This is a genomic window from Aurantimonas endophytica, assembly GCF_014196845.1.
GTDB classification, from domain to species: Bacteria; Pseudomonadota; Alphaproteobacteria; order Rhizobiales; family Rhizobiaceae; genus Aurantimonas; species Aurantimonas endophytica.
The window spans coordinates 346,423-366,781 of sequence record NZ_JACIEM010000003.1 but is presented as its reverse complement, the minus strand read 5'-3'; the positions used below and the strand labels follow the sequence as shown (position 1 = coordinate 366,781).

The following is a 20,359-nucleotide window of genomic DNA, read 5'->3' as shown; positions in this document are numbered from 1 at the left end:
TCTCTTGCGGATGCTTGTTGCGGGTGGGCATCGCTCACGCGCTCCTGGCTGCTTCGTCGGCGATATGAGCCCGAATGATGCTGGCGAAGTCGGTATCGGCGGTGAAGCCCGCCTCGGCGGCGCGCCGGGCATCGAAGTCGCGCGGCCAGCCGGCGACGATCTTCTCGATCGTCGCGTCCGGCTCGCGGCGGATCCGGGCGGCGACCTCCTCGCCGGCCACCTCGCGCAGCGCCTCGATCATCTCGGCGATGGTCACCGACAGCCCCGGCATGCTGAGCGCCCGGCGATGCCCCAGCATGTCGGTGTCCATGGTGGCGGCATGCAGCAGGAATCCGACGGCCGCGGCGGGGCTCGCCACCCAGTGGCGCACCTCGTCGTCGACCGGCAGGATCGCCTCCTGGCCGGCCAGCGGCTCGCGGATGATGCCCGAGAAGAAGCTCGACGCGGCCTTGTTGGGCTTGCCGGGCCGCACGACGATGGTCGGCAGCCGGATCGCCACGCCGTCGACGAAGCCCTTGCGGGTGTAGTCCGACAGCAAGAGTTCCGAGACCGCCTTCTGGGTGCCGTAGCTGGTCAGCGGGGCGCAGAGAAACGTGTCCGTGATCTTCTCGTCGAACGGCGTACCGAACACGGCGATCGACGAGGTGAACACCAGCCGCGGCCGGTAGGCGCCGCCGGTCTTGCGGATCGCCTCGAGCAGGTGATGCATGCCGTCGAGATTGATCCGGTAGCCCTTCTCGAAATCCGCCTCGGCCTCGCCGGAGACGATGGCGGCGAGGTGGAAGATCACCTCCGGCCGTTCGGCGACGAGCGCCTCGACGGTGGCGCGGTCGGCAATGTCGCCGGCGCTCGCATTGATGGTCACGCCGTCGCAGGGCGGCAGGTCGGCGGCGACCACGTCGAAGGCGTCGATCGCCGTGATCGCCTGGCCTTCCATGCGGCCCTCGGCGCAGAGCGCCGCAATGAGCCGGCGCCCCATCATCCCGGCGGCGCCCAGTATCAGAATGCGCATCGTGTTCCTCCCTCTATGCCGCTGTGCCCTAGAGCGACCAGCCGCCGTCGATCAGCTGCGTCGTGCCGGTGGTGAAGCGGCTTTCGTCGGAGGCGAGATAGACGGCGAGATAGGCGATCTCCTCGGGCGTGCCGAGGCGGCCCATCGGCTGGCGCTCGATGAACATCGTGCGGGCCTTGTCGGTGCCGCCGACCGTGCGGCCGAGTTCCTCGATGCGCCCCTCCAGCGACGGCGACTCGATCGTGCCGGGGCAGATGGCGTTGCAGCGGATGCCGCTGCGGATGAAGTCGATCGCGACCGAGCGGGTCAGGCCGATCACCGCGGCCTTGGTCGCCATGTAGACGTAGCGGTTCGGCGCCGCCTTGATGGAGGACGCCGCCGAGGACATGTTGATGATCGAGCCGGCGCCCTTCTCGACCATGCGCGGCAGCAGCGCCGAGATCGTCCGGTGCATCGACTTGAGGTTCAGGTCGAAGGAGAAGTCCCAGGCCTTTTCGTCGCAGTCGAGTACCGTGCCGTGGTGGACGAAGCCGGCGCAGTTGAACAGGATGTCCGGCGTCTCCACCCCGGCGAGATAGGCGGCGACGGCCTCGCTGTTGGTGACGTCCAGCGCCATGGTGCGCACGTCGCCGAAGGCGTCGAGGCCCTCGAGCTTGGTCTCGTCGAGATCGGAGGCGAAGACCGTCGCGCCCTCGCGCAGGAAGGCCTCCGCCACTTCGCGGCCAATGCCCTGGCCGGCGGCGGTGCAGACGGCGATCTTGCCCTCGAGGCGCTTGCTCATGTCATGCTTCCTGTTCGTCCTGGCGTCATGGGTCAGTGATTGTCGCGCGGAACCCGGGGGTTCTTGCCGTCGACGCCGCCCTGGGCGATCTGCCGGTAGGCGACGGCGTTCTCCAGCACCGCGCCGGTCTCGAACTGCGAGACGAAGCTGCGCTGGATCTCCTGCCACGGCGTCTGGTGGGGCGGATGCTGGTAGCCGCCGGCGGCCTCCAGTTCGCTGCGCCGCCGCGCGATCTCTTCTTCCGGTACCAGCATGTCGGCGGTGCCGCGCTCGAGGTCGAGCCGCACCCGGTCGCCGGTCCGCAGGATGGCAAGGCCGCCGCCGGCGGCTGCCTCGGGCGAGGCGTTGAGGATCGACGGCGAGCCGGACGTGCCGGACTGGCGGCCGTCGCCGACGCAGGGCAGTGAGTGGATGCCGCGCTTCAGGAGGTAATCGGGGGCGCGCATGTTGACCACCTCGGCGCCGCCCGGATAGCCGATCGGGCCGGCGCCGCGCATGAACAGCACCGAATGCTCGTCGATCGCCAGCGCCGGGTCGTCGATCCTAGCGTGGTAGTCTTCCGGCCCGTCGAACACCACGGCAACGCCCTCGATCGCCATCGGGTCGCCCGGATTGCACAGATAGCGCTCGCGGAACTCCGGCGAGATCACCGACAGCTTCATGATGGCGGAGTCGAACAGATTGCCGCGCAGCACGCGGAAGCCGGCATGCGTCATGATCGGCTGGTCGAACGGCCGGATGACCTTCTCGTCCTCGATCCGCGCGCCGCGGCAATTGTCGCCGATAGAGTGGCCGTTGACGGTTGGCGCGTCCTCGTGGACCAGCCCCTGCGTCATCAGCTGGTTGACCACCGCCGGCACGCCGCCGGCATGGTAGTAGTCCTCGCCGAGATACTCGCCGGCCGGCTGCAAATTGACCAGCAGCGGGATCTCCTCGCCGTATTTCTGCCAGTCGTCGAGCGAGAGCTCGACGCCGACATGGCGGGCCAGCGCGTTGAGGTGGATCGGCGCGTTGGTCGAACCGCCGATCGCCGAATTGACGCGGATGGCGTTGATGAAGTTCTCGCGGGTCAGGATGTCCGAGGGCTTCAGGTCCTCGTGCACCATGTCGACGATGCGCTTGCCGGTGAGGTAGCTGATCTCCTGGCGGTCGCGGTAGGGCGCGGGGATCGCCGCGGAACCCGGCAGCTGCATGCCGAGCGCCTCGGCCAGCGAGTTCATCGTCGTCGCCGTGCCCATCGTGTTGCAGTAGCCGGTCGAAGGGGCCGAGGAGGCGACGAGCTTGATGAAGCCCTGGTAGTCGATCTCGCCGGTCGCCATCAGCTCGCGGGCCTTCCAGACGATTGTCCCCGAACCGGTGCGCTCGCCGCGGAACCAGCCGTTCAGCATCGGCCCGACCGACAGCGCGATCGCCGGTATGTTGACGGTCGCCGCCGCCATCAGGCAGGCAGGCGTGGTCTTGTCGCAGCCGATGGTCAGCACCACGCCGTCGAGCGGGTAGCCGTAGAGGATCTCCACCAGGCCGAGATAGGCGAGGTTGCGGTCGAGCCCGGCGGTCGGGCGCTTGCCGGTCTCCTGGATCGGATGGACCGGGAACTCGATGGCGATGCCGCCTGCCTCGCGGATGCCCTCGCGGACCCGCTTGGCGAGCTCGAGATGGTGCCGGTTGCAGGGCGAGAGGTCGGAGCCGGTCTGGGCGATGCCGATGATCGGCCGGCCCGACTGCAGCTCTTCCAGGCTGAGGCCGAAATTCAGGTAGCGCTCCAGATAGAGCGCGGTCATGTCCGGATTGGACGGATTGTCGAACCAGGCGCGGGATCTCAGGCGGTTCGCCGTCTTGTCTTGGGTCATCGGATCTCCGGATCGTCGTCTCGCCGCGTCGCGCCGCCGAGCGGGCCTGCGGTCGAATGACGTATACATTAATTGCGGGACCGTTCAACGCCCGGACCGGAGCTCGCGGCCAGTACTCGCTCACTTTCGCTCGTTGGTATGATCTTCGGCGGCCAGATGCCGCAACACCCCCTTGCCAGCCGTCCGATCTTGCCGCATTGATACGATCATTGCGAGGGCGGGAGGCCTCTTTAAGGATGCAGGTGGAAGCGGCGATCGGCCCGAAACGGTCGAACCGGACGGTGGCGCTGGCGGCGGAATTCGGCCGCAAGATCACCTCCGGCGTGCTCGCCTGCGGCGAGGTCCTGCCCACCGAAAAGGAACTCCAGACCCAATACGGCGTGTCGCGCACCGTCGTTCGAGAGGCGATCCGCCATCTCGTCGCCAAGGGCCTGATCAGCGTCGGCCCCAAGGTCGGCACCAGGGTGCGCGAGCGGATCGAGTGGAACATGCTCGACCCCGACGTGATGGGCTGGCACGTCACCACGGCTTTCGGGCGACCCTTCATCGACGCGCTCTACGAGATGCGGCTGATCAACGAGCCAGCCGCCGCGCGCCTCGCCGCGGAACGCATCACGCCCGACCAGGCGCGGCGGCTGGGCGAGGCGCTGGACGGCATGCGCGACAATCCACGTGGCTCGCCGGCGCTGATCGCCGCCGATCTCGCCTTTCACCGTATGATCCTCGAGGCCACCGGCAACCCGATGCTGGTCTCGCTCGGCGCGATGATCGAGCGCAGCCTGTCGATCTCCTTCTCGCTGTCCTGGCGGCAGAACCCGCAGGACGAAACGGTGCGCCAGCATGGACGGGTGCGGGACGCGATCGTCGCCGGTGACGGCGAGGCGGCGGAACTGTTCATGCGGCGGCTGATCGAGAGCGCCTTCGAAGACGTCGTGCTGGCGCTCTACGCGCCCGGCGAGGAGGCCGGCGGCAAGGCCGCCAGCGCGACACGAAATCCGGACGGGGAGCGCGGCGCGGCCGTCGCGGGATGAACCATATCGAGGCCGGTGCGCCCCAGCGCCGGCAAACGTTCAGGGAGGAACAGACCATGAGAATGACGCAGACCTTGATGGCAGGACTGGCCGCGGCCGCGATGGCGTTCGCGCTGCCGACCGGCGCCTTCGCCCAGGACAAGGGCACGATCGGCATCGCCATGCCGACCAAGTCCTCGGCCCGCTGGATCGCCGACGGCAATTCGATGGTCGAGCAGTTCGAGGCGGCCGGCTACGCGACCGACCTGCAATATGCCGAGGACGACATCCCGAACCAGCTGTCGCAGATCGAGAACATGGTGACCAAGGGCGTCTCCGCGCTGGTCATCGCCTCGATCGACGGCACCACCCTTTCCAACGTGCTCGCCAATGCGGCGGCATCCGACATCCCGGTGATCGCCTATGACCGGTTGATCCGCGACTCCGAGAATGTCGACTATTACGCGACCTTCGACAATTTCCAGGTGGGCGTGCTGCAGGCCCAGTCGATCGTCGACGCGCTCGACGTGGAAAACCAGGAAGGTCCGTTCAACATCGAATTGTTCGGCGGCTCGCCCGACGACAACAACGCCTACTTCTTCTACGATGGCGCGATGAGCGTGCTGCAGCCGCACATCGATTCCGGCAAGCTGGTGGTCAAGAGCGGCCAGACCGGCATGGACAAGGTCGGCACGCTGCGCTGGGACGGCTCGGTCGCCCAGGCCCGCATGGATAACCTCCTGTCCGCCCACTACACCGACGACCAGGTCGATGCGGTGCTGTCGCCCTATGACGGCCTGTCGATCGGCATCCTGTCGTCGCTGAAGGGCGTCGGCTACGGCTCCGGCGACCTCAAGATGCCGGTGGTCAGCGGCCAGGACGCAGAAATCCCCTCGGTGAAGTCGATCCTCGCCGACGAGCAGTCCTCGACGATCTTCAAGGACACGCGCGAACTCGCGAAGGTCACGGTCGCGATGGTCGACGCGCTGCTCAGCGACAGGGAGCCCGAGGTCAACGACACCGAGACCTACGACAACGGCGTCAAGGTCGTCCCGTCCTACCTCCTGAAGCCGGTGCTGGTGACCAAGGACAATATCGACGAGACGCTGGTCGACAGCGGCTACTACACCGCCGACCAGATCAAGTGACGCGCCGGCAGCGCCGCAAGGCGCTGCCCGTCGCGGTGCCGTGGCTCCGGCCGCGGCACCGCGCGACCGCATCTTCCCTTCCCGGACAAGCCGATCATGACCACCATCCTCGAGATGCACGGCATCACCAAGACCTTCCCCGGCGTCGTCGCGCTCGACGACGTCAGCCTGAAGGTCGCGGAAGGCGAGATCCATGCGCTGGTCGGCGAGAACGGCGCGGGCAAGTCGACGCTGATGAAGGTGCTGTCCGGCGTCTATCCGCACGGTTCCTACGAGGGCTCGATCAGCTTCCAAGGCGAGGAATGCCGGTTCTCCGGCATCGCCGACTCCGAGCGGCTCGGCATCATCATCATCCACCAGGAGCTGGCGCTGGTGCCGCTGCTGTCGATCGCCGAGAACATCTTCCTCGGCAACGAGCAGGCAAGCCGCGGCGTCATCGACTGGTCGGCGACCTTCGCGCGCACCCGGGAGCTGCTGCAGCGCGTCGGACTCAAGGAGTCGCCGCAGACGCGGGTGACCGACCTCGGCCTCGGCAAGCAGCAGCTCGTCGAGATCGCCAAGGCGCTGTCCAAGGAGGTCAAGCTCCTGATCCTCGACGAGCCGACCTCCAGCCTCAACGAGACCGATTCCGAGGCGCTGCTGAAACTCCTCCTCGAGTTCAAGGCACGCGGCATCGCCTCGATCCTGATCTCCCACAAGCTGAACGAGATCGCCAAGGTCGCCGACACGATCACCGTGCTGCGCGACGGCGCCGCGGTCTCGACCCTCGACGGTCGCAGTCCGGCCGTCAGCGAGGCGGCGATCATCCGCGACATGGTCGGCCGCAGCCTCACCGACCGCTATCCGCCGCGCGAGCCGGTGATCGGCGAGACGGTGTTCGAGGTGTCGAACTGGACCGTCCATCACCCGCTGCACAGCGAGCGCAAGGTCGTCGACGACGTCAGCTTCCACGTCCGGCGGGGCGAGGTGGTCGGCATCGCCGGCTTGATGGGGGCCGGGCGCACCGAGCTGGCGATGAGCCTGTTCGGCCGCTCCTACGGGGTCGGCATTTCCGGCGAAGCGCGGATCCACGGCAGAAAGGCGGACCTCTCGACCGTGTCGCGCGCGATCGCCGCCGGCCTCTGCTACGCCACCGAGGACCGCAAGACCTACGGGCTCGTGCTCGACGAGACGATACGGCGCAACATCCCGCTCGCCCATCTCTCCGGTATCGCCGACGGCATCGTCGTCGACGAGGGGCGGGAACTCGCCGTGGCGCGCGACTATCGCGACCGGATCCGCATCAAGAGCTCGAGCGTCGGCCAGGAAGTGGTCAATCTCTCCGGCGGCAACCAGCAGAAGGTCGTCCTGGCCAAATGGCTGTTCGCCGGTCCTGAAGTGCTGATCCTCGACGAGCCGACGCGCGGCATCGACGTCGGGGCAAAATACGAAATCTATGCGATCATCGCGGAGCTTGCCGCGAGCGGCAAGGCGATCGTCGTGATCTCCTCCGAGATGCCCGAGCTGCTCGGCATCACCGACCGGCTCTACGTCATGAACGAGGGCCGCTTCGCCGGCGAGATGGCGACGGTCGAGGCCTCGCAGGAGAAGATCATGGCGACGATCATCCGCTCCGGCCACAGGAACTGAGGAAAAGCGATGTCCCAGGAGGCGACCCACAGCCCCGTGCCGCTCGACAAACCGGAGCGCCGCGCCGCCGTCTCGGCGGGCTTCATCCGCCGGCACATGCGCGAATACGGCATCCTGATCGCGCTGATCGTCATCATGGCCTTCTTCCAGGTGATGACCGACGGCATCCTCTTGAAGCCGGTCAACCTTACCAACCTGGTGCTCCAGAACAGCTACATCATCATCATGGCCCTGGGCATGCTGCTGGTCATCGTCGCCGGCCATATCGATTTGTCGGTCGGATCGGTCATGGGCTTCGTCGGGGCGCTCGCCGCCGTGATGATCGTCCAGTGGGACATGAACTATTTCCTCGCCGGCCTCATCTGCCTCGCCGTCGGCGCGGCGATCGGCGCGATGCAGGGCTACTGGATCGCCTATTGGCGCATCCCGTCCTTCATCGTCACGCTGGCCGGCATGCTGGTCTTCAAGGGGCTCACGCTCTGGCTGCTGGCCGGCCAGTCGGTCGGGCCTTTCCCGGGCGGCTTCCAGCTTATCTCGTCAGGCTTCCTGCCGGACCTCTTCGGCGGCGAGGACATCAACCTCCTGTCGCTGTTTCTCGGCATTCTCGTCGCCGGCACCATGCTGACGCTGGCGCTGCGCTCGCGCCTGCGCAACCGCTCCGGCGACCACGACGACGAGCCGCTGGGCTTCTTCCTCGCCAAGAACATCATCCTCGCCGGCGCGATCCTCTATCTCTGCTGGCTGCTCGCCACCTTCCGCGGCTTTCCCAACGTCCTCATCGTCATGGCGCTGCTGATCAGCGTCTATTCCTTCGTCACCACGCGGACGACGATCGGCCGGCGCATCTATGCGCTCGGCGGCAACGAGAAGGCGGCGCGGCTCTCCGGCATCAACACCGAGCGGCTGACCTTCCTGACCTTCGCCAACATGGGCATGCTCGCGGCGCTGGCGGGCCTCGTCTTCGCCGCCCGGCTCAACACGGCGACGCCCAAGGCCGGGCTCGGCTTCGAGCTCGACGTCATCGCCGCCGTGTTCATCGGCGGTGCCTCGATGTCGGGCGGCGTCGGCACCATCGTCGGCGCGGTGATCGGCGCCTTCATCATGGGCGTGATGAACAACGGCATGTCGATCCTCGGCATCGGCATCGACTACCAGCAGGTGATCAAGGGTCTCGTCCTGCTGCTCGCCGTCATCTTCGACGTCTACAACAAGAACCGGGCCTGACGCCGAGTGGCGGAACCTGCAGGGGAAGACACGGAATGACGGCTCCGACAGCGCTCGCCATCGTCGGCGTCGGCAAGATCGCGCGCGACCAGCATCTGCCGTCGATCGCCCGCAACCCGGCCTTCGATCTGGTCGCGGCAGCCAGCCGCAACGCACGTCTCGACGGGGTCGAGAACTTCACGACGGCGGCCGAGATGTTCGAGGCGATGCCCGGGATCGAGGCGGTCGCCCTGTGCATGCCGCCTCAGGCACGGCATGCCATCGCCGCCGATGCGCTGGGTCGCGGCAAGCACGTGCTGCTGGAAAAGCCGCCGGGCGCGACGCTGTCGGAGATCAACCATCTCGCGCACCTCGCCGAGGCCTGCGGCGTCAGCCTCTTCGCCACCTGGCATTCGCGCTTCGCCCCCGGCGTCGAGCCGGCGCGCGACTGGCTGGCCGGCAAGTCGATCCGCTCGGTGCGCGTCGACTGGATGGAGGACGTGCGCCACTGGCATCCCGGCCAGGACTGGATCTGGGAACCCGGCGGCCTCGGCGTGTTCGATCCCGGCATCAACGCCCTGTCGATCGTGACGCGCATCCTGCCGGAGCCGGTCTGGCTGACCAGCGCGGAATTGTCGTTTCCGGAAAACCGCGCCGCGCCGATCGCGGCGCGGCTGCGCTTTGAGGGGGGCTCGGATCTGACGGCCGAGGCGATCTTCGACTGGCGGCAGACGGGACCGCAGACCTGGGACATCGCGGTGGAGACCGACGAGGGGAAGCTCGTCCTGTCGGCCGGCGGCGCAACTCTCGCCATCGACGGAGCGGTGGTGAGCGAAGCGCCCGAGGCCGAGTATGACGGGATCTACGCCCGTTTCGCCGAACTGATCGCAAAGCGCCAATCGGATGTCGACATCTCGCCGCTCCGGCACGTGGCGGACGCCTTCATGCTCGGCCGCCGGCAGATCGTCGAGCCGTTCCACGACCATGCCGGGGACGGGCATTGAGCCCCTTCTGCGCCCTCGTCGACTGGGGCACGTCGAGCTTCCGACTGTGGCTGGTGGACGCCGCGGGCACCGTGCTCTGCGAGCGACGCAGCGAGGAGGGAATGCTCTCGGCGGGTCCGGACGGTTTCGCCACCATCCTCGAAACCCATCTCACAGCGCTCGATGCACCCTCCGACCTGCCGGTGGTCGCCTGCGGCATGGTGGGCGCCCGCCAGGGCTGGGCGGAAGCGCCCTATGTCGACACGCCGGCATCGATGGCCGCGATCGCCGCGAACGCGCTCCGCGTCGATCACGCGCGGCCGGCGTATCTCCTGCCGGGCGTCGCACAGCGGCTAGCGGAAGCACCGGACGTCATGCGGGGGGAGGAGACCCAGCTCGTCGGCCTTCCCCCGGTAAAGGGCACGCAGATCGTCTGCCTGCCGGGAACGCACTCGAAATGGGTGGCGCTTGGCGACGGTCGCATCGAGCGCTTCGCCACTTTCATCACCGGCGACCTCTTCGCTGCCGCCAGCCGCCACACGATCCTGCGCCACTCGGTCGCCGATCCCGCCGCCCCCTTCGACCCGGAGCGGTTCAGCGCAGCCTTTCTCGCCGGGCTGGAGCGGCCGGCGGAACTTGCCAACCGTCTCTTCGCCATCCGGGCCGGCGGGCTGCTCGGCCTCGGGGAAAACGGCGATGGCGGCTCGGCGGTGTCGGGTCTATTGGTGGGTCTCGAATTTGCCGGTGCCAGAAGCCGGCTCGGCCGGATCGAAAGCATGACCCTGGTAGCAAGCGGACCCCTCCTCGAAATCTACCGCATGGCCGCCGAGGCGGCCGGGATCGCGGTCGTGCCCGCGGATGCGGAAGATGCGGTGAGGGCGGGGCTCCTCGCCTGCGCCCGGGAGATCCTGTCTTGACCGGACCCGTTGCCTGGCCGGCGCTGCGTCGCGATCTCGTGGCGATCCTGCGCGGCCTGCCGCCGGACGACTGCGAGAGCATCGTCGCGATGCTAATCGAGGCGGGCTTTGAGGCGATCGAGATTCCCTTGAACTCGCCGGACCCGTTCCGCTCCATCGCGGCCGCCGCGCGGATCGCGCCGCCGGGCCTCCTGATCGGCGCCGGCACCGTGCTCGACGTCGACGCCGTGGACAGGCTGGCGGAAGCCGGCGGCCAGCTACTGGTCAGCCCCAACGTCGACAGGGCGGTGCTTGCTCGCGCGGCCCACCACGGCATGGTGACGATGCCCGGCGTGTTCACGCCGACCGAGGCGTTGGCGGCGGCCGCTGCGGGTGCTTCGGCGCTGAAATTCTTTCCGGCGAGCGTGCTCGGTCCCGCCGGCATCGCGGCGATCCGCGCGGTGCTCCCCGCAGGCCTCCCCGTCGGCGCCGTCGGCGGCGTGTCGGAGGCCGACTTCGCCGCCTATGCGCGGATCGGGGTCCGGCATTTCGGCCTCGGCTCCTCGCTCTATCGGCCGGGCGATGATGCGCGCACGGTCCGCCAGCGGGCCGACCGCGCGATCGCCGCCTATGACGCGGTGCATGGCGGCCGGTCGAGCTGACCGTCCCCGACGGTCGCACGCATCCGGACCATCGTGGCATGACCGGACGCCTGAGCGCCTGACGCCTGACGGGAGCCCCGCGTCCAGCGGGTCAGCCGCCTTCGAGGGCGATCAGCTCTTCGATCGACATCGGCTCGAGCTGCGCCGGCGCCGGGGCGACCGCCTGCTGCACCGCGACGGTGCGCGGCGCCGGAGCCCGCGTCTCGCTATAGCTGACGGTGCGCGGGGCTTCCCGGGCGGCGGTCCGCTCCTCCTGATTGCGGAATGGCGGATCCGACAGGCGCCGGGCATTCTTGCGCTTCTCGTAGAATGCATTGCCGCCGGCGACGATGTGGTAGTGCATGTTGGTATAGGGAAACGTCATGCCGGCGGTGTGGAAGAACATCGCCTTGCGCACCCCCGGATGGCGCTCGCCGCGCAGCACGCGGGTCGCCATCTTCGAGGCGAGATCCTTGCCCTTCGCCATGGGCTTGGAGAGAACGCCGGGCGCGAACTGCTTCTTCTGGCCGACGACGCCGCAGACGGTCTTCGGGTAGAGGCCGCTCTCCATCCGGTTCATTACCACTGTACCGACCGCCAGCATGCCGTCCGGGCTCGATCGATTGGATTCGAAATACATCACCCGCGTCATGCATTCATGCGCGGTCATCGGGCGCAGGCGTGGTCCGGAGGCACAGGCACCCAATCCCATCAGGACGAGCATCAGCAGCGCGTTGCGGCGAAGAACCATCGGTGTCGGCAGAGCCATCGCGAAGTCTCGGGCATCGAAACGTCCGGGGACGTCAGAGCCGCCGAGCTTGGGCAGCAAAGCTTAACGTGTGGTGCTCCGGGGCCGCAGCCCCGGGGCAATCGCCTAGGATGGTTAAGACTTGACGAAAATGCCGCCCATTCGCGCCAATATCAGCTGACTGCGTCTTCGCCTTTGACGGTCCGCAGCGCACTACGGGCGGATGTGCCGGAGCCGGTCAGCACGCTGAACGATCCGTCGGTCTCCAGCACCACGGCCAGAACCTTGTCGAGCTCGACGTGGCCCTGGCTGCGCACGGCGGCGAGGATCTCCTCCTCGGTGACCCGTTCTTCCCGCAGCATCGGTGCGATGAAGCGGCCGTTGTGGAAGAGCAGCGACGGCTGCGCCTTGATGATCGACTGGAAGCGCTCCGACCGAACCGAGGCGGTCGCCACCGCATATTGCAGGCCGCAGAGCAGCACGAAGGCGAGGAGACCCTCGGCCAGCGAGACGTCGCTGCTGAGCAGCACCGTCGCCAGCGTCGAGCCGAGCGCCACCGTCACCACCAGGTCGAAGGCATTCATCTTCGACAGCGTGCGCTTTCCCGTCACCCGCAGCAGGAAGACGAGGCCCGCATAGGCCAGGATGCCGACGACGATGATCCGCCAGAGGTCATACCAGCTGTCGAAGAACACGGGTCAGCCGGCGTTTTCGGTGAGGCTGTCGCACTGGACCCACCACTGGTCCGGCGACGCCGCATCGCGCAGGTTCTGCAATACGCCCTGGCTCTCGCCGGAGAAGTCGATGACGCACAGCGTGCCGTTCTCGCTGCGCACCGGCGTGATCGACAGGCTGCGGCAGCCGTCCGGCATCAGCTGGCCGTCGCTGTTAAGGATCTGCTCGAGATCCTGCTGGGTCGTGCAGGCCGCGAAGCTCTGGCGGGCCGGCGCATCCTGGGCCATGGCGGGCGCCGAGGCGGCTGCTGCTAGCGAGGCGGAAGCAAGGGCGAGGGCGGCGAAGCGAACCATAAGAGTCTCCGGAAATGTCGTTGTTTCGGATGTTCCGTCACGATCCGGCTGCAAAGGCCTCGCGGATGCGCTAGGAACGGTCTCGGAGCCAACCGCCTGCGGAGGGCGAAGTTCCCTCGGCGCCGTCCTGTTCGCCTATTGCCGCTGATTGCTGTTGAGCCCGGAGCCGCGCTCTGTCGCCGAGGCGCCCGTCGGCCGCCGCTCCGGCGGACTGGCGGTGGCATCGGGACACCCTTCCAAACTTGACCTTGGCGAGCCCCGTCGCTATAGACGCGCGAAGATTGGGCGTGGTTCGACTGCGCCCGTTTGTGTTCGCCCTATCCGCAACGACTGACAAGAAGACGGTCCGGACAAGCGTCCGAGAGCCGATCTAACGAACGGAGATAAAATGTTCGCAGTCATCAAAACCGGCGGCAAGCAATATCGCGTTGCTGCCAACGACCAGTTCACCATCGAGCGCCTGCCCGGCGAGGCCGGTGACCTCGTGACGTTCAAGGAAGTCCTGATGGTCGGCTCGACCATCGGCGCGCCCTTCATCGAAGGCGCTTCCGTGACCGCCGAGATCGTCGAGCAGACCCGCGGCAAGAAGGTCATCTCCTTCAAGAAGCGTCGTCGCCAGAACTCCAAGCGTACCCGCGGCCATCGCCAGGACCTGACGATGATCCGCGTCGCCGAGATCCTGACCGACGGCGCGGCGCCGACCAAGACCAAGGCCGACCGGCCGACCCGCGCTGCCAAGCCGGCTGCTGCTGCCGCCGACGAGACGTCCGCCAAGCCGGCTGCGAAGGCCAAGGCGCCCGCCGCCGACGCGACGGCCTCGGCTGCCCCGCTGTTCACCGCACCCGGCGGCGACAACGACAAGCTGACGAAGATCAAGGGCATCGGCCCGGTGGCCGAGAAGCAGCTCAACGAGCAGGGCATCACCACCTATGCCCAGATCGCGGCGCTGACCGACGAAGACGTCGCCCGCATCGACGCGAACATGCCGTTCAGCACTGCGCAGATCGAAGACTGGCGCGGCCAGGCCCAGGAACTGGCGAAGAACTAAGCCCGGGGCCCATTCCCCCGCGAGCCGTGACAGGCAAGGAGAACAACGATGGCACATAAGAAAGCAGGCGGCTCGTCGCGCAACGGTCGCGATTCTGAGTCGAAGCGCCTCGGCGTGAAGAAGTTCGGCGGCGAAGCCGTGATTCCGGGCAACATCCTGATTCGTCAGCGCGGCACGCGCTGGCACCCGGGCGCCAATGTCGGCATTGGCCGCGATCACACCCTCTTCGCCAAGGCCGAGGGTAACGTCGCGTTCCAGCACAAGGCGAATGGCCGAACCTTCGTGGCCGTCCTGCCGAAAGCCGAAGCAGCCGAGTGACCGGAGCTTACCAGCGCCGGCGTTCCACCGACCCGGCGCTCTGAAGCCTCCGAACCGATCGGATCTCAGGGCTGGAAAAGGGGAGATGGATCGCCATCTCCCCTTTTCGCATGCCGGAGGGCCGATGCGATGACGTCCGAAGAATTGGCGCCCAGCGCCTTCGTCAACGATGACAGGCGGTTGCGCACGACGCGCCTGTCGATGCGCCGGCTGCGCCCGGACGATGCCGAGCCGATCGCCCGCCAGGCGAACGACCCGGGCGTCGCGCAGATGACCGCGCGCATTCCGCACCCCTATCGTCTGGCCGATGCCCGCGCCTTCGTCGCCGATCCGGGCGACGAATTCATCCGGGCGATCGGCCTGGCAGCCGACGACCGGCTGGTCGGCGTCGCCGGCCTCCGGCCGCGCAACGACGGGACGGCGGTGGTGCTCGGCTACTGGTTCGGCCGCGAGCACTGGGGCAAGGGCTACGCCACCGAAGCCGCCCAGGCGCTGGTCGACTTCGCCTTCGTCGCCTCCGACATCGACTGCGTCTGCGCCAGCTGCCGGGTGATCAATGCCGCCTCCAGGCGGGTGCTGGAGAAGTGCGGCTTCCAGCTGCGCCGGACCGGCATTCTCGACACGGTGTCGGCGGGCCGCGTCTCGGTCGAGGAATATCATCTCGACCGCGGCACCTGGACAGCGCTGAAGGCCTGGGGAAAGTGACCGGACGGCTGTCTCGTCGCTTCACGTCGCCGCGGCGCGGACGTCTCGCCGCGGCGCTGGTGCTGGCATGGCCGCTCGCCGGCTGTGGCCAGGCGCCGGCCCCTGTCGCCGACGGGTTTTCGCTGGCCGACTTCTTCGATGGCCGGTCAGTCTCGGAAGGCACGGTCCGGACGGCCTTGCTGCTCGATGAGCCGTTCACCGCCAGCTTCGAAGGCCGGCGCGCAGCGGACCGGCTCCGGCTCGACGAGCGATTCGTCTTCGAGGACGGCGCGCGGCTGCAGCGCTGGGACCTGTCGCGCAGCCGGGCCGGCGTCTATACCGGCACGGTCGCGACCGAGGACGGAGACGGCACGCTGTCAGCGCCCGTCCCGGTGGCCGGCTGGGCAACCGTGGACGGCGCCGTTCTCGCCTATGACGGATATGCCCCCGGCGGCGCGGACACGCTGCTGCATTTCCGGCACGTGATGAGCCGCAACGGCGACGGCACACTCGCCAACCGCGTCACGATCTCGAAGTTCGGGATCTCGATCGCCACCTCGAAGGTGACCTTCGCCAGGAGCGAGGCAGCCCTCGCGCCGGGCTGACCTCCGGCGTTTTCAATCGACCCCCTTGCGGTTATGAAGGCGGCACGCCGCTCACGACCGCCGCGCAGCGAAAGAGCCACCCGATGAAGTTCCTCGACCAGGCCAAGGTCTACATCCGCTCCGGCGACGGCGGTGCCGGCTCGGTCTCGTTCCGGCGCGAGAAGTTCATCGAGTTCGGCGGCCCGGACGGCGGCGACGGCGGGCGCGGCGGCGACATCTACATCGAGGCGGTCGCCGGGCTGAACACCCTGATCGACTATCGCTACCAGCAGCATTTCAAGGCCAAGACCGGCGGCCACGGCATGGGCCGCAACCGCCACGGCGCCAAGGGCAGCGACGTGACGCTGAAGGTGCCGGCCGGCACCCAGGTCTTCGCCGACGACAACGAGACGCTGATCTGCGACCTGTCGACGGTCGGCGAGCGCCATCGCCTCGCCGCCGGCGGCAATGGCGGCTTCGGCAACGCCTACTTCAAGACCTCGGTGAACCAGGCGCCGCGCCGCGCCAATCCGGGGCTGGAGGGCGAGGAGCTGACGATCTGGCTGCGACTGAAGTTGATCGCCGATGCCGGCCTCGTCGGCCTGCCGAATGCCGGCAAGTCGACCTTCCTCGCCACCGTCACGCGGGCCCGGCCGAAGATCGCCGACTATCCGTTCACCACCCTGCATCCCGGCCTCGGCGTCGCCAAGATCGACGACACCGAGTTCGTCATCGCCGACATTCCCGGCCTGATCGAGGGTGCGCATGAGGGCGTCGGGATCGGCGACCGGTTCCTCGGCCATGTCGAGCGCACCAGCGTGCTGCTGCACCTCGTCTCGGCGACGGAAGAGGACGTCGCCGGGTCCTACGTCACGGTACGGCGGGAACTCGCGGCCTACGATCACGGCCTCGCCGAGAAGCCGGAGATCGTCGCTTTGTCGAAGGTCGACACGCTGACCGACGAGGAACGCGAGGAGAAGATGGCGGCGCTGCAGGCGGTCGCCGAGGGGCCGGTGCTGGCGCTCTCGGCGGTGACCCGCGAGGGCATGACCGAGGCGCTCCGGTCGCTGCGCCGCGAGATTTCCGGCCTTACCTCGGACGGCTCGCTGCCCGAGCCCGACCGTTTCGCCGTCGGCCACGAGGGGAGCGCGGAGGAATGAGCGATCTGCTCGCCGGGTATCGCCGGGTCGTCGTCAAGATCGGCTCCTCGCTGCTCGTCGATCCGGTCCGGGGCCTGAAGCGCACCTGGCTGGAATCGCTGGGTGAGGACATCGCGCGCCTCGCCGCGGACGGGCGGCAGATCCTCGTAGTCTCCTCCGGCGCCATCGCGCTCGGGCGCCAGATCCTGGCGATGCCGCGGGGGCCGCTGAAGCTCGAGGAGAGCCAGGCCGCGGCGGCGGTCGGCCAGATCGCGCTGTCGCGCACCTATTCGGAGATCCTCGGACGGCACGGCATCGAGACCGGCCAGATCCTGCTGACGCTCGGCGACACCGAGCAGCGCCGCCGCTATCTCAACGCCCGCGAGACGATCAACACGCTGGTCGGCTTCGGCGCCGTGCCGGTGATCAACGAGAACGACACCGTCGCCACCTCCGAGATCCGCTACGGCGACAACGACCGGCTGGCGGCGCGCGTCGCGGCGATGATCGACGCCGACCTGCTGGTGCTCCTGTCGGATGTCGACGGGCTCTATACCGCGCCGCCTCTGCAGAACCCGGACGCGGTGCACATCCCGCTGGTCGAGGCGATCACGCCGGAGATCGAGGCGATGGCCGGCTCCGCCGGCTCGGAACTGTCGCGCGGCGGGATGAAGACCAAGATCGACGCGGCGCGCATCGCCACCGGCGCCGGCGCGGCGATGATCATCACCGCGGGCAACCGGCTCTATCCGCTGGGCGCCATCGAACGCGGCGAACGGGCGACGCTGTTCCGGCCGCTGATCAACCCCGTCACCGCGCGCAAGCGCTGGATCGCCGGGCACCTGAACGCAACCGGACGTCTCGTCGTGGACGAAGGTGCCGTCCGCGCGCTGCGGTCCGGCAAGAGCCTGCTGCCCGCCGGCGTCACGGCGGTCGAGGGCGCGTTCCGGCGCGGCGACACGATCACCGTCTTCGATGTCGGTGGCCACGAGGTGGCCCGCGGGCTGGTCGCATACGACGCCGAGGACGCAAGGCGGATCGCCGGGCTTCGTTCGGCCGAGGTCGCCACGGTCCTTGGCTATGAGGGCCGCAGCGCGATGATCCATCGCGACGATCTGGTGATGGAGCCGTCGGCCGAACAGCCGGCGGTGCTTACCACGCCATGAGCGCGCAGCAGGCAGGAGAGATGACCATGCTCGACCAGGGCGAAACCACGGACGTCGCCGCGCTGATGCGGGACATCGGCGTGCGGGCGCGGGCCGCCGCGCGGCAGCTGGCGTTGGCGCCGACCGGCGCCAAGGATGGCGCGCTCGCGGCGATGGCCGCCGCCATCCTCGACGCACAGCCGGCGATCCTGGCGGCCAACGCCGCCGATCTCGACAGGGCGAACGCCGCCGGCATGGCCCCCGCCCTGATCGACCGGCTGACCCTCGATGCCGGGCGCATCGCGGCGATGGCCGAGGGGCTGCGCGTCGTCGCGTCGCTGCCCGATCCGGTCGGCGCCCGCATCGACGCCTGGACGCGGCCGAACGGCATCGAGATCGAGCGCGTCCGCACGCCGCTCGGCGTCGTCGGTGTCATCTACGAGAGCCGGCCCAACGTCACCGCCGACGCCGGGGCGCTGTGCCTGAAATCCGGCAACGCGGTGATCCTGCGCGGCGGTTCGGACTCGGCGCGCTCCTCGGCGGCGATCCATGCGGCCCTCGTGGCGGGGCTCGCCGCGGCGGGCCTGCCCGAGCATGCGATCCAGATCGTGCCCTCGACGGACCGGGCGGCGGTCGGCGAGATGCTGAAGGGCCTTGGCGGCAATCTCGACGTCATCGTGCCGCGCGGCGGGCGCTCGCTGGTGGCGCGCGTCCAGGACGAGGCGCGGGTGCCGGTCTTCGCGCATCTGGAAGGCCTCTGCCACGTCTATGTCGACCGCGCCGCTGATCTCGGCATGGCGGTCGACATCGTCGTCAACTCGAAGATGCGCCGGACCGGCATCTGCGGGGCGGCCGAAACGCTGCTGGTCGACCGCCGGGCGGCGAACACGCATCTCCTGCCGATCCTCGAGGCGCTGCGGGTCGCGGGCTGCGAGATCCGCGCCACCGAGGAGGTGCGCGAGCGCTATCCCACCGCCGAGCCCGCCAGCGACGCCGATTTCGACACCGAGTATCTCGACGCGATCATCTCGGTGGCGCTGGTCGACGGGGTGGAGGGCGCCATCGCCCATGTCGAGGCGCATTCCTCGCATCATACCGAGGCGATCGTCACCGACGACATCCGGGCCGCCGACGCGTTCTTCGTCGGCATCGATTCGGCCATCCTGCTGCACAACGCCTCGACCCAGTTCGCCGACGGCGGCGAATTCGGCATGGGCGCCGAGATCGGCATCGCCACCGGCAAGATGCATGCGCGCGGCCCGGTGGGCGTCGAGCAGCTGACCAGCTTCAACTACCGCGTCCGCGGATCCGGCCAGACCCGGCCGTGAAGCATCGCTTGGCGGATGCACGGGTGCACGCCGTCGACCCCGCCGCGCTGGCCATCCCGCATGCCGAGAAGGGCATGCGCATCGGCCTGTTCGGCGGCTCGTTCAATCCGCCGCATGCCGGCCACGTCCTGGTGGCGGAGACCGCCCGCCGCCGGCTCGGCCTCGACCGCGTCTGGTGGATCGTCACGCCCGGCAACCCGCTGAAGGACCATGGCCAGCTGCGCCCGCTGGGCGAGCGGCTGGCGGCGGTGCGCCGTCTCGCCGACGGCCCGCACGCGGCGGTGACCGCCTTCGAGGCGGCGCACCGCATCCGCTACAGCGCCGACACGGTGGCCCTGCTGCGGCTGCGGCGGCCCGGCATCCGTTTCGTCTGGATCATGGGGGCCGACAGTCTCGCCTCGTTTCATCGCTGGCAGGCGTGGCGGCGGATCGCCGCGATGCTGCCGATCGCCGTCGTCGACCGGCCGGGGGCGAGCCTTGCGACCCTGTCGGCGCCGATGGCCCGCTACCTGGAAGGCTGCCGCCTGGCCGAGCGCGACGCCGCGGCGCTGCCGTTCCGCGATCCGCCGGCCTGGGTGTTCCTGCACGGCCCCCGTTCGCCGGTCTCCTCGACACTGATCCGCAAGGCTTACGGCAACGCGTCTTGAAACAGACACGGAACACTGCCTACATTGAGGTTGTTGTACGGCCCCTGCCGTACCACCCGTCCGATGAAAGGGACAACGACACTGCGACCTGCGGCTGAAGCGAAGGACGTCTTCACGACCACTCCTTCCGATGCGCCCGCCACCGACATCTCGGTCGGTCGGAACGCTCTCGACCTCGTCATGACGAGCCTTGAAGACTCGAAAGGCGAGCAAATCGTCTCCATCGACATGCGGGGCAAATCGGCCCTTGCCGACCACATGGTCATCGTCTCCGGACGATCGCACCGCCATGTGACCGCCGTGGCCGATCATCTTCTGCGCGACCTGAAGGAACACGGCTTCGGGATGGCGAAGGTGGAAGGCCTTGCGAACGGTGACTGGGTGCTGATCGATACGGGCGACATCATCGTCCATGTCTTCCGCCCCGAAGTCCGCAGCTTCTACAATATCGAGAAGATGTGGTCCGTCGGCGACAGCGGAGACGCGACGGTCCACTGACCGTCGCCTCATTGCCTGTGTCAGGGCTTCGGCCGGAAA

Annotated in this window: 22 protein-coding genes; 16 read left to right on the top strand and 6 right to left on the bottom strand. The window is 68.4% G+C overall.

Translation table 11 applies throughout. The annotated features are described in order from the left end of the window. Positions 1-34 precede the first annotated feature (34 nt). From denD to GGR03_RS12815, 3 genes are read right to left on the bottom strand one after another with little or no spacing between them, the layout of a single operon-like run. Positions 35-1,012, bottom strand: coding sequence for a D-erythronate dehydrogenase (denD, locus tag GGR03_RS12825; protein WP_183208611.1), 978 nt, complete (start codon positions 1,010-1,012; stop codon positions 35-37). 28 nt (positions 1,013-1,040) lie between these two features. Then, the gene (locus GGR03_RS12820) at positions 1,041-1,793 is read right to left on the bottom strand and encodes an SDR family oxidoreductase (RefSeq protein WP_183208610.1); all 753 of its coding nucleotides are present in this window, start codon (positions 1,791-1,793) and stop codon (positions 1,041-1,043) included. Positions 1,794-1,825: 32 nt separating this feature from the next. Then, on the bottom strand, positions 1,826-3,643 hold the full coding sequence (locus GGR03_RS12815) for an IlvD/Edd family dehydratase (protein WP_183208608.1): 1,818 nt from the start codon (positions 3,641-3,643) through the stop codon (positions 1,826-1,828). A gap of 236 nt (positions 3,644-3,879) precedes the next feature. Between GGR03_RS12815 and GGR03_RS12810 the strand changes: the two genes are divergently transcribed. The 7 genes from GGR03_RS12810 to GGR03_RS12780 all read left to right on the top strand — a co-directional run bounded on the left by GGR03_RS12810 (position 3,880) and on the right by GGR03_RS12780 (position 11,174). Beyond that, a complete protein-coding gene (locus GGR03_RS12810; protein ID WP_183208606.1) occupies positions 3,880-4,674 on the top strand; it encodes a FadR/GntR family transcriptional regulator in 795 nt (264 codons plus the stop codon). 56 nt (positions 4,675-4,730) lie between these two features. Continuing rightward, positions 4,731-5,801, top strand: a complete 1,071-nt coding sequence (gene chvE, locus GGR03_RS12805; RefSeq protein WP_183208603.1) for a multiple monosaccharide ABC transporter substrate-binding protein — start codon at positions 4,731-4,733, stop codon at positions 5,799-5,801. A gap of 96 nt (positions 5,802-5,897) precedes the next feature. Then, entirely contained in the window at positions 5,898-7,430 is a 1,533-nt protein-coding gene (gene mmsA, locus GGR03_RS12800; RefSeq protein ID WP_183208601.1) for a multiple monosaccharide ABC transporter ATP-binding protein, read from the top strand. Positions 7,431-7,439: 9 nt separating this feature from the next. Beyond that, entirely contained in the window at positions 7,440-8,654 is a 1,215-nt protein-coding gene (mmsB, locus tag GGR03_RS12795; protein ID WP_183208599.1) for a multiple monosaccharide ABC transporter permease, read from the top strand. A 35-nt stretch (positions 8,655-8,689) separates the two neighbouring features. Further along, the gene (locus GGR03_RS12790; RefSeq protein ID WP_183208597.1) at positions 8,690-9,637 is read left to right on the top strand and encodes a Gfo/Idh/MocA family protein; all 948 of its coding nucleotides are present in this window, start codon (positions 8,690-8,692) and stop codon (positions 9,635-9,637) included. After that, on the top strand, positions 9,634-10,533 hold the full coding sequence (locus GGR03_RS12785) for a 2-dehydro-3-deoxygalactonokinase (RefSeq protein WP_183208595.1): 900 nt from the start codon (positions 9,634-9,636) through the stop codon (positions 10,531-10,533). Before GGR03_RS12790 ends, GGR03_RS12785 begins: the two co-directional genes overlap by 4 nt. Next, positions 10,530-11,174, top strand: a complete 645-nt coding sequence (locus GGR03_RS12780; protein ID WP_183208593.1) for a 2-dehydro-3-deoxy-6-phosphogalactonate aldolase — start codon at positions 10,530-10,532, stop codon at positions 11,172-11,174. The genes GGR03_RS12785 and GGR03_RS12780 overlap by 4 nt, the downstream gene beginning before the upstream one ends. 91 nt (positions 11,175-11,265) lie before the next feature. Here the strand turns inward: GGR03_RS12780 and GGR03_RS24905 are convergent, their stop codons facing one another. The 3 genes from GGR03_RS24905 to GGR03_RS12765 form a co-directional block, all read right to left on the bottom strand. After that, entirely contained in the window at positions 11,266-11,922 is a 657-nt protein-coding gene (locus tag GGR03_RS24905) for a cell wall hydrolase (protein WP_246367933.1), read from the bottom strand. A 152-nt stretch (positions 11,923-12,074) separates the two neighbouring features. Beyond that, positions 12,075-12,596 carry a YetF domain-containing protein gene (locus GGR03_RS12770; RefSeq protein WP_183208591.1) on the bottom strand — a complete coding sequence of 174 codons (522 nt, stop codon included), beginning with the start codon at positions 12,594-12,596 and terminating at the stop codon, positions 12,075-12,077. 3 nt (positions 12,597-12,599) lie between these two features. Next, the gene (locus GGR03_RS12765) at positions 12,600-12,929 is read right to left on the bottom strand and encodes a hypothetical protein (protein ID WP_183208589.1); all 330 of its coding nucleotides are present in this window, start codon (positions 12,927-12,929) and stop codon (positions 12,600-12,602) included. Between the two features lie 388 nt (positions 12,930-13,317). On the opposite strand from GGR03_RS12765, the gene GGR03_RS12760 reads away from it, so the two are divergent. From GGR03_RS12760 to rsfS, 9 genes are all read left to right on the top strand, one after another. Beyond that, a complete protein-coding gene (locus tag GGR03_RS12760; RefSeq protein WP_183208587.1) occupies positions 13,318-13,977 on the top strand; it encodes a 50S ribosomal protein L21 in 660 nt (219 codons plus the stop codon). Positions 13,978-14,025: 48 nt separating this feature from the next. Further along, complete coding sequence (gene rpmA, locus GGR03_RS12755; protein WP_183208585.1) at positions 14,026-14,295, top strand: 50S ribosomal protein L27; 270 nt, start codon at positions 14,026-14,028, stop codon at positions 14,293-14,295. A 129-nt stretch (positions 14,296-14,424) separates the two neighbouring features. Continuing rightward, entirely contained in the window at positions 14,425-15,000 is a 576-nt protein-coding gene (locus tag GGR03_RS12750) for a GNAT family N-acetyltransferase (protein ID WP_183208583.1), read from the top strand. After that, a complete protein-coding gene (locus GGR03_RS12745) occupies positions 14,997-15,584 on the top strand; it encodes a DUF3833 family protein (RefSeq protein WP_183208581.1) in 588 nt (195 codons plus the stop codon). Before GGR03_RS12750 ends, GGR03_RS12745 begins: the two co-directional genes overlap by 4 nt. 83 nt (positions 15,585-15,667) lie before the next feature. Next, on the top strand, positions 15,668-16,723 hold the full coding sequence (gene obgE, locus GGR03_RS12740; RefSeq protein ID WP_183208579.1) for a GTPase ObgE: 1,056 nt from the start codon (positions 15,668-15,670) through the stop codon (positions 16,721-16,723). Continuing rightward, positions 16,720-17,868: a glutamate 5-kinase gene (proB, locus tag GGR03_RS12735; RefSeq protein WP_183208578.1), complete on the top strand. Its 1,149-nt coding sequence runs from the start codon at positions 16,720-16,722 to the stop codon at positions 17,866-17,868. The genes obgE and proB overlap by 4 nt, the downstream gene beginning before the upstream one ends. Positions 17,869-17,894: 26 nt before the next feature. After that, positions 17,895-19,175, top strand: coding sequence for a glutamate-5-semialdehyde dehydrogenase (locus GGR03_RS12730; protein ID WP_183209231.1), 1,281 nt, complete (start codon positions 17,895-17,897; stop codon positions 19,173-19,175). A 23-nt stretch (positions 19,176-19,198) separates the two neighbouring features. Next, positions 19,199-19,822, top strand: coding sequence for a nicotinate-nucleotide adenylyltransferase (locus GGR03_RS12725; protein ID WP_343058752.1), 624 nt, complete (start codon positions 19,199-19,201; stop codon positions 19,820-19,822). A gap of 63 nt (positions 19,823-19,885) precedes the next feature. Then, positions 19,886-20,320, top strand: a complete 435-nt coding sequence (rsfS, locus tag GGR03_RS12720; RefSeq protein WP_183208576.1) for a ribosome silencing factor — start codon at positions 19,886-19,888, stop codon at positions 20,318-20,320. Positions 20,321-20,359 lie beyond the last annotated feature (39 nt).

Excerpts from the sequence above, each read along its gene's own strand:
- denD (WP_183208611.1), bottom strand. The coding sequence starts at position 1,012 with ATGCGCATTCTGATACTGGGCGCCGCCGGGATGATGGGGCGCCGGCTC.
- GGR03_RS12820 (WP_183208610.1), bottom strand. The coding sequence starts at position 1,793 with ATGAGCAAGCGCCTCGAGGGCAAGATCGCCGTCTGCACCGCCGCCGGC.
- GGR03_RS12815 (WP_183208608.1), bottom strand. The coding sequence starts at position 3,643 with ATGACCCAAGACAAGACGGCGAACCGCCTGAGATCCCGCGCCTGGTTC.
- GGR03_RS12810 (WP_183208606.1), top strand. The coding sequence starts at position 3,880 with ATGCAGGTGGAAGCGGCGATCGGCCCGAAACGGTCGAACCGGACGGTG.
- chvE (WP_183208603.1), top strand. The coding sequence starts at position 4,731 with ATGAGAATGACGCAGACCTTGATGGCAGGACTGGCCGCGGCCGCGATG.
- mmsA (WP_183208601.1), top strand. The coding sequence starts at position 5,898 with ATGACCACCATCCTCGAGATGCACGGCATCACCAAGACCTTCCCCGGC.
- mmsB (WP_183208599.1), top strand. The coding sequence starts at position 7,440 with ATGTCCCAGGAGGCGACCCACAGCCCCGTGCCGCTCGACAAACCGGAG.
- GGR03_RS12790 (WP_183208597.1), top strand. The coding sequence starts at position 8,690 with ATGACGGCTCCGACAGCGCTCGCCATCGTCGGCGTCGGCAAGATCGCG.
- GGR03_RS24905 (WP_246367933.1), bottom strand. The coding sequence starts at position 11,922 with ATGGCTCTGCCGACACCGATGGTTCTTCGCCGCAACGCGCTGCTGATG.
- GGR03_RS12765 (WP_183208589.1), bottom strand. The coding sequence starts at position 12,929 with ATGGTTCGCTTCGCCGCCCTCGCCCTTGCTTCCGCCTCGCTAGCAGCA.
- GGR03_RS12760 (WP_183208587.1), top strand. The coding sequence starts at position 13,318 with ATGTTCGCAGTCATCAAAACCGGCGGCAAGCAATATCGCGTTGCTGCC.
- rpmA (WP_183208585.1), top strand. The coding sequence starts at position 14,026 with ATGGCACATAAGAAAGCAGGCGGCTCGTCGCGCAACGGTCGCGATTCT.
- GGR03_RS12750 (WP_183208583.1), top strand. The coding sequence starts at position 14,425 with ATGACGTCCGAAGAATTGGCGCCCAGCGCCTTCGTCAACGATGACAGG.
- obgE (WP_183208579.1), top strand. The coding sequence starts at position 15,668 with ATGAAGTTCCTCGACCAGGCCAAGGTCTACATCCGCTCCGGCGACGGC.
- proB (WP_183208578.1), top strand. The coding sequence starts at position 16,720 with ATGAGCGATCTGCTCGCCGGGTATCGCCGGGTCGTCGTCAAGATCGGC.
- GGR03_RS12730 (WP_183209231.1), top strand. The coding sequence starts at position 17,895 with ATGCTCGACCAGGGCGAAACCACGGACGTCGCCGCGCTGATGCGGGAC.
- rsfS (WP_183208576.1), top strand. The coding sequence starts at position 19,886 with ATGAAAGGGACAACGACACTGCGACCTGCGGCTGAAGCGAAGGACGTC.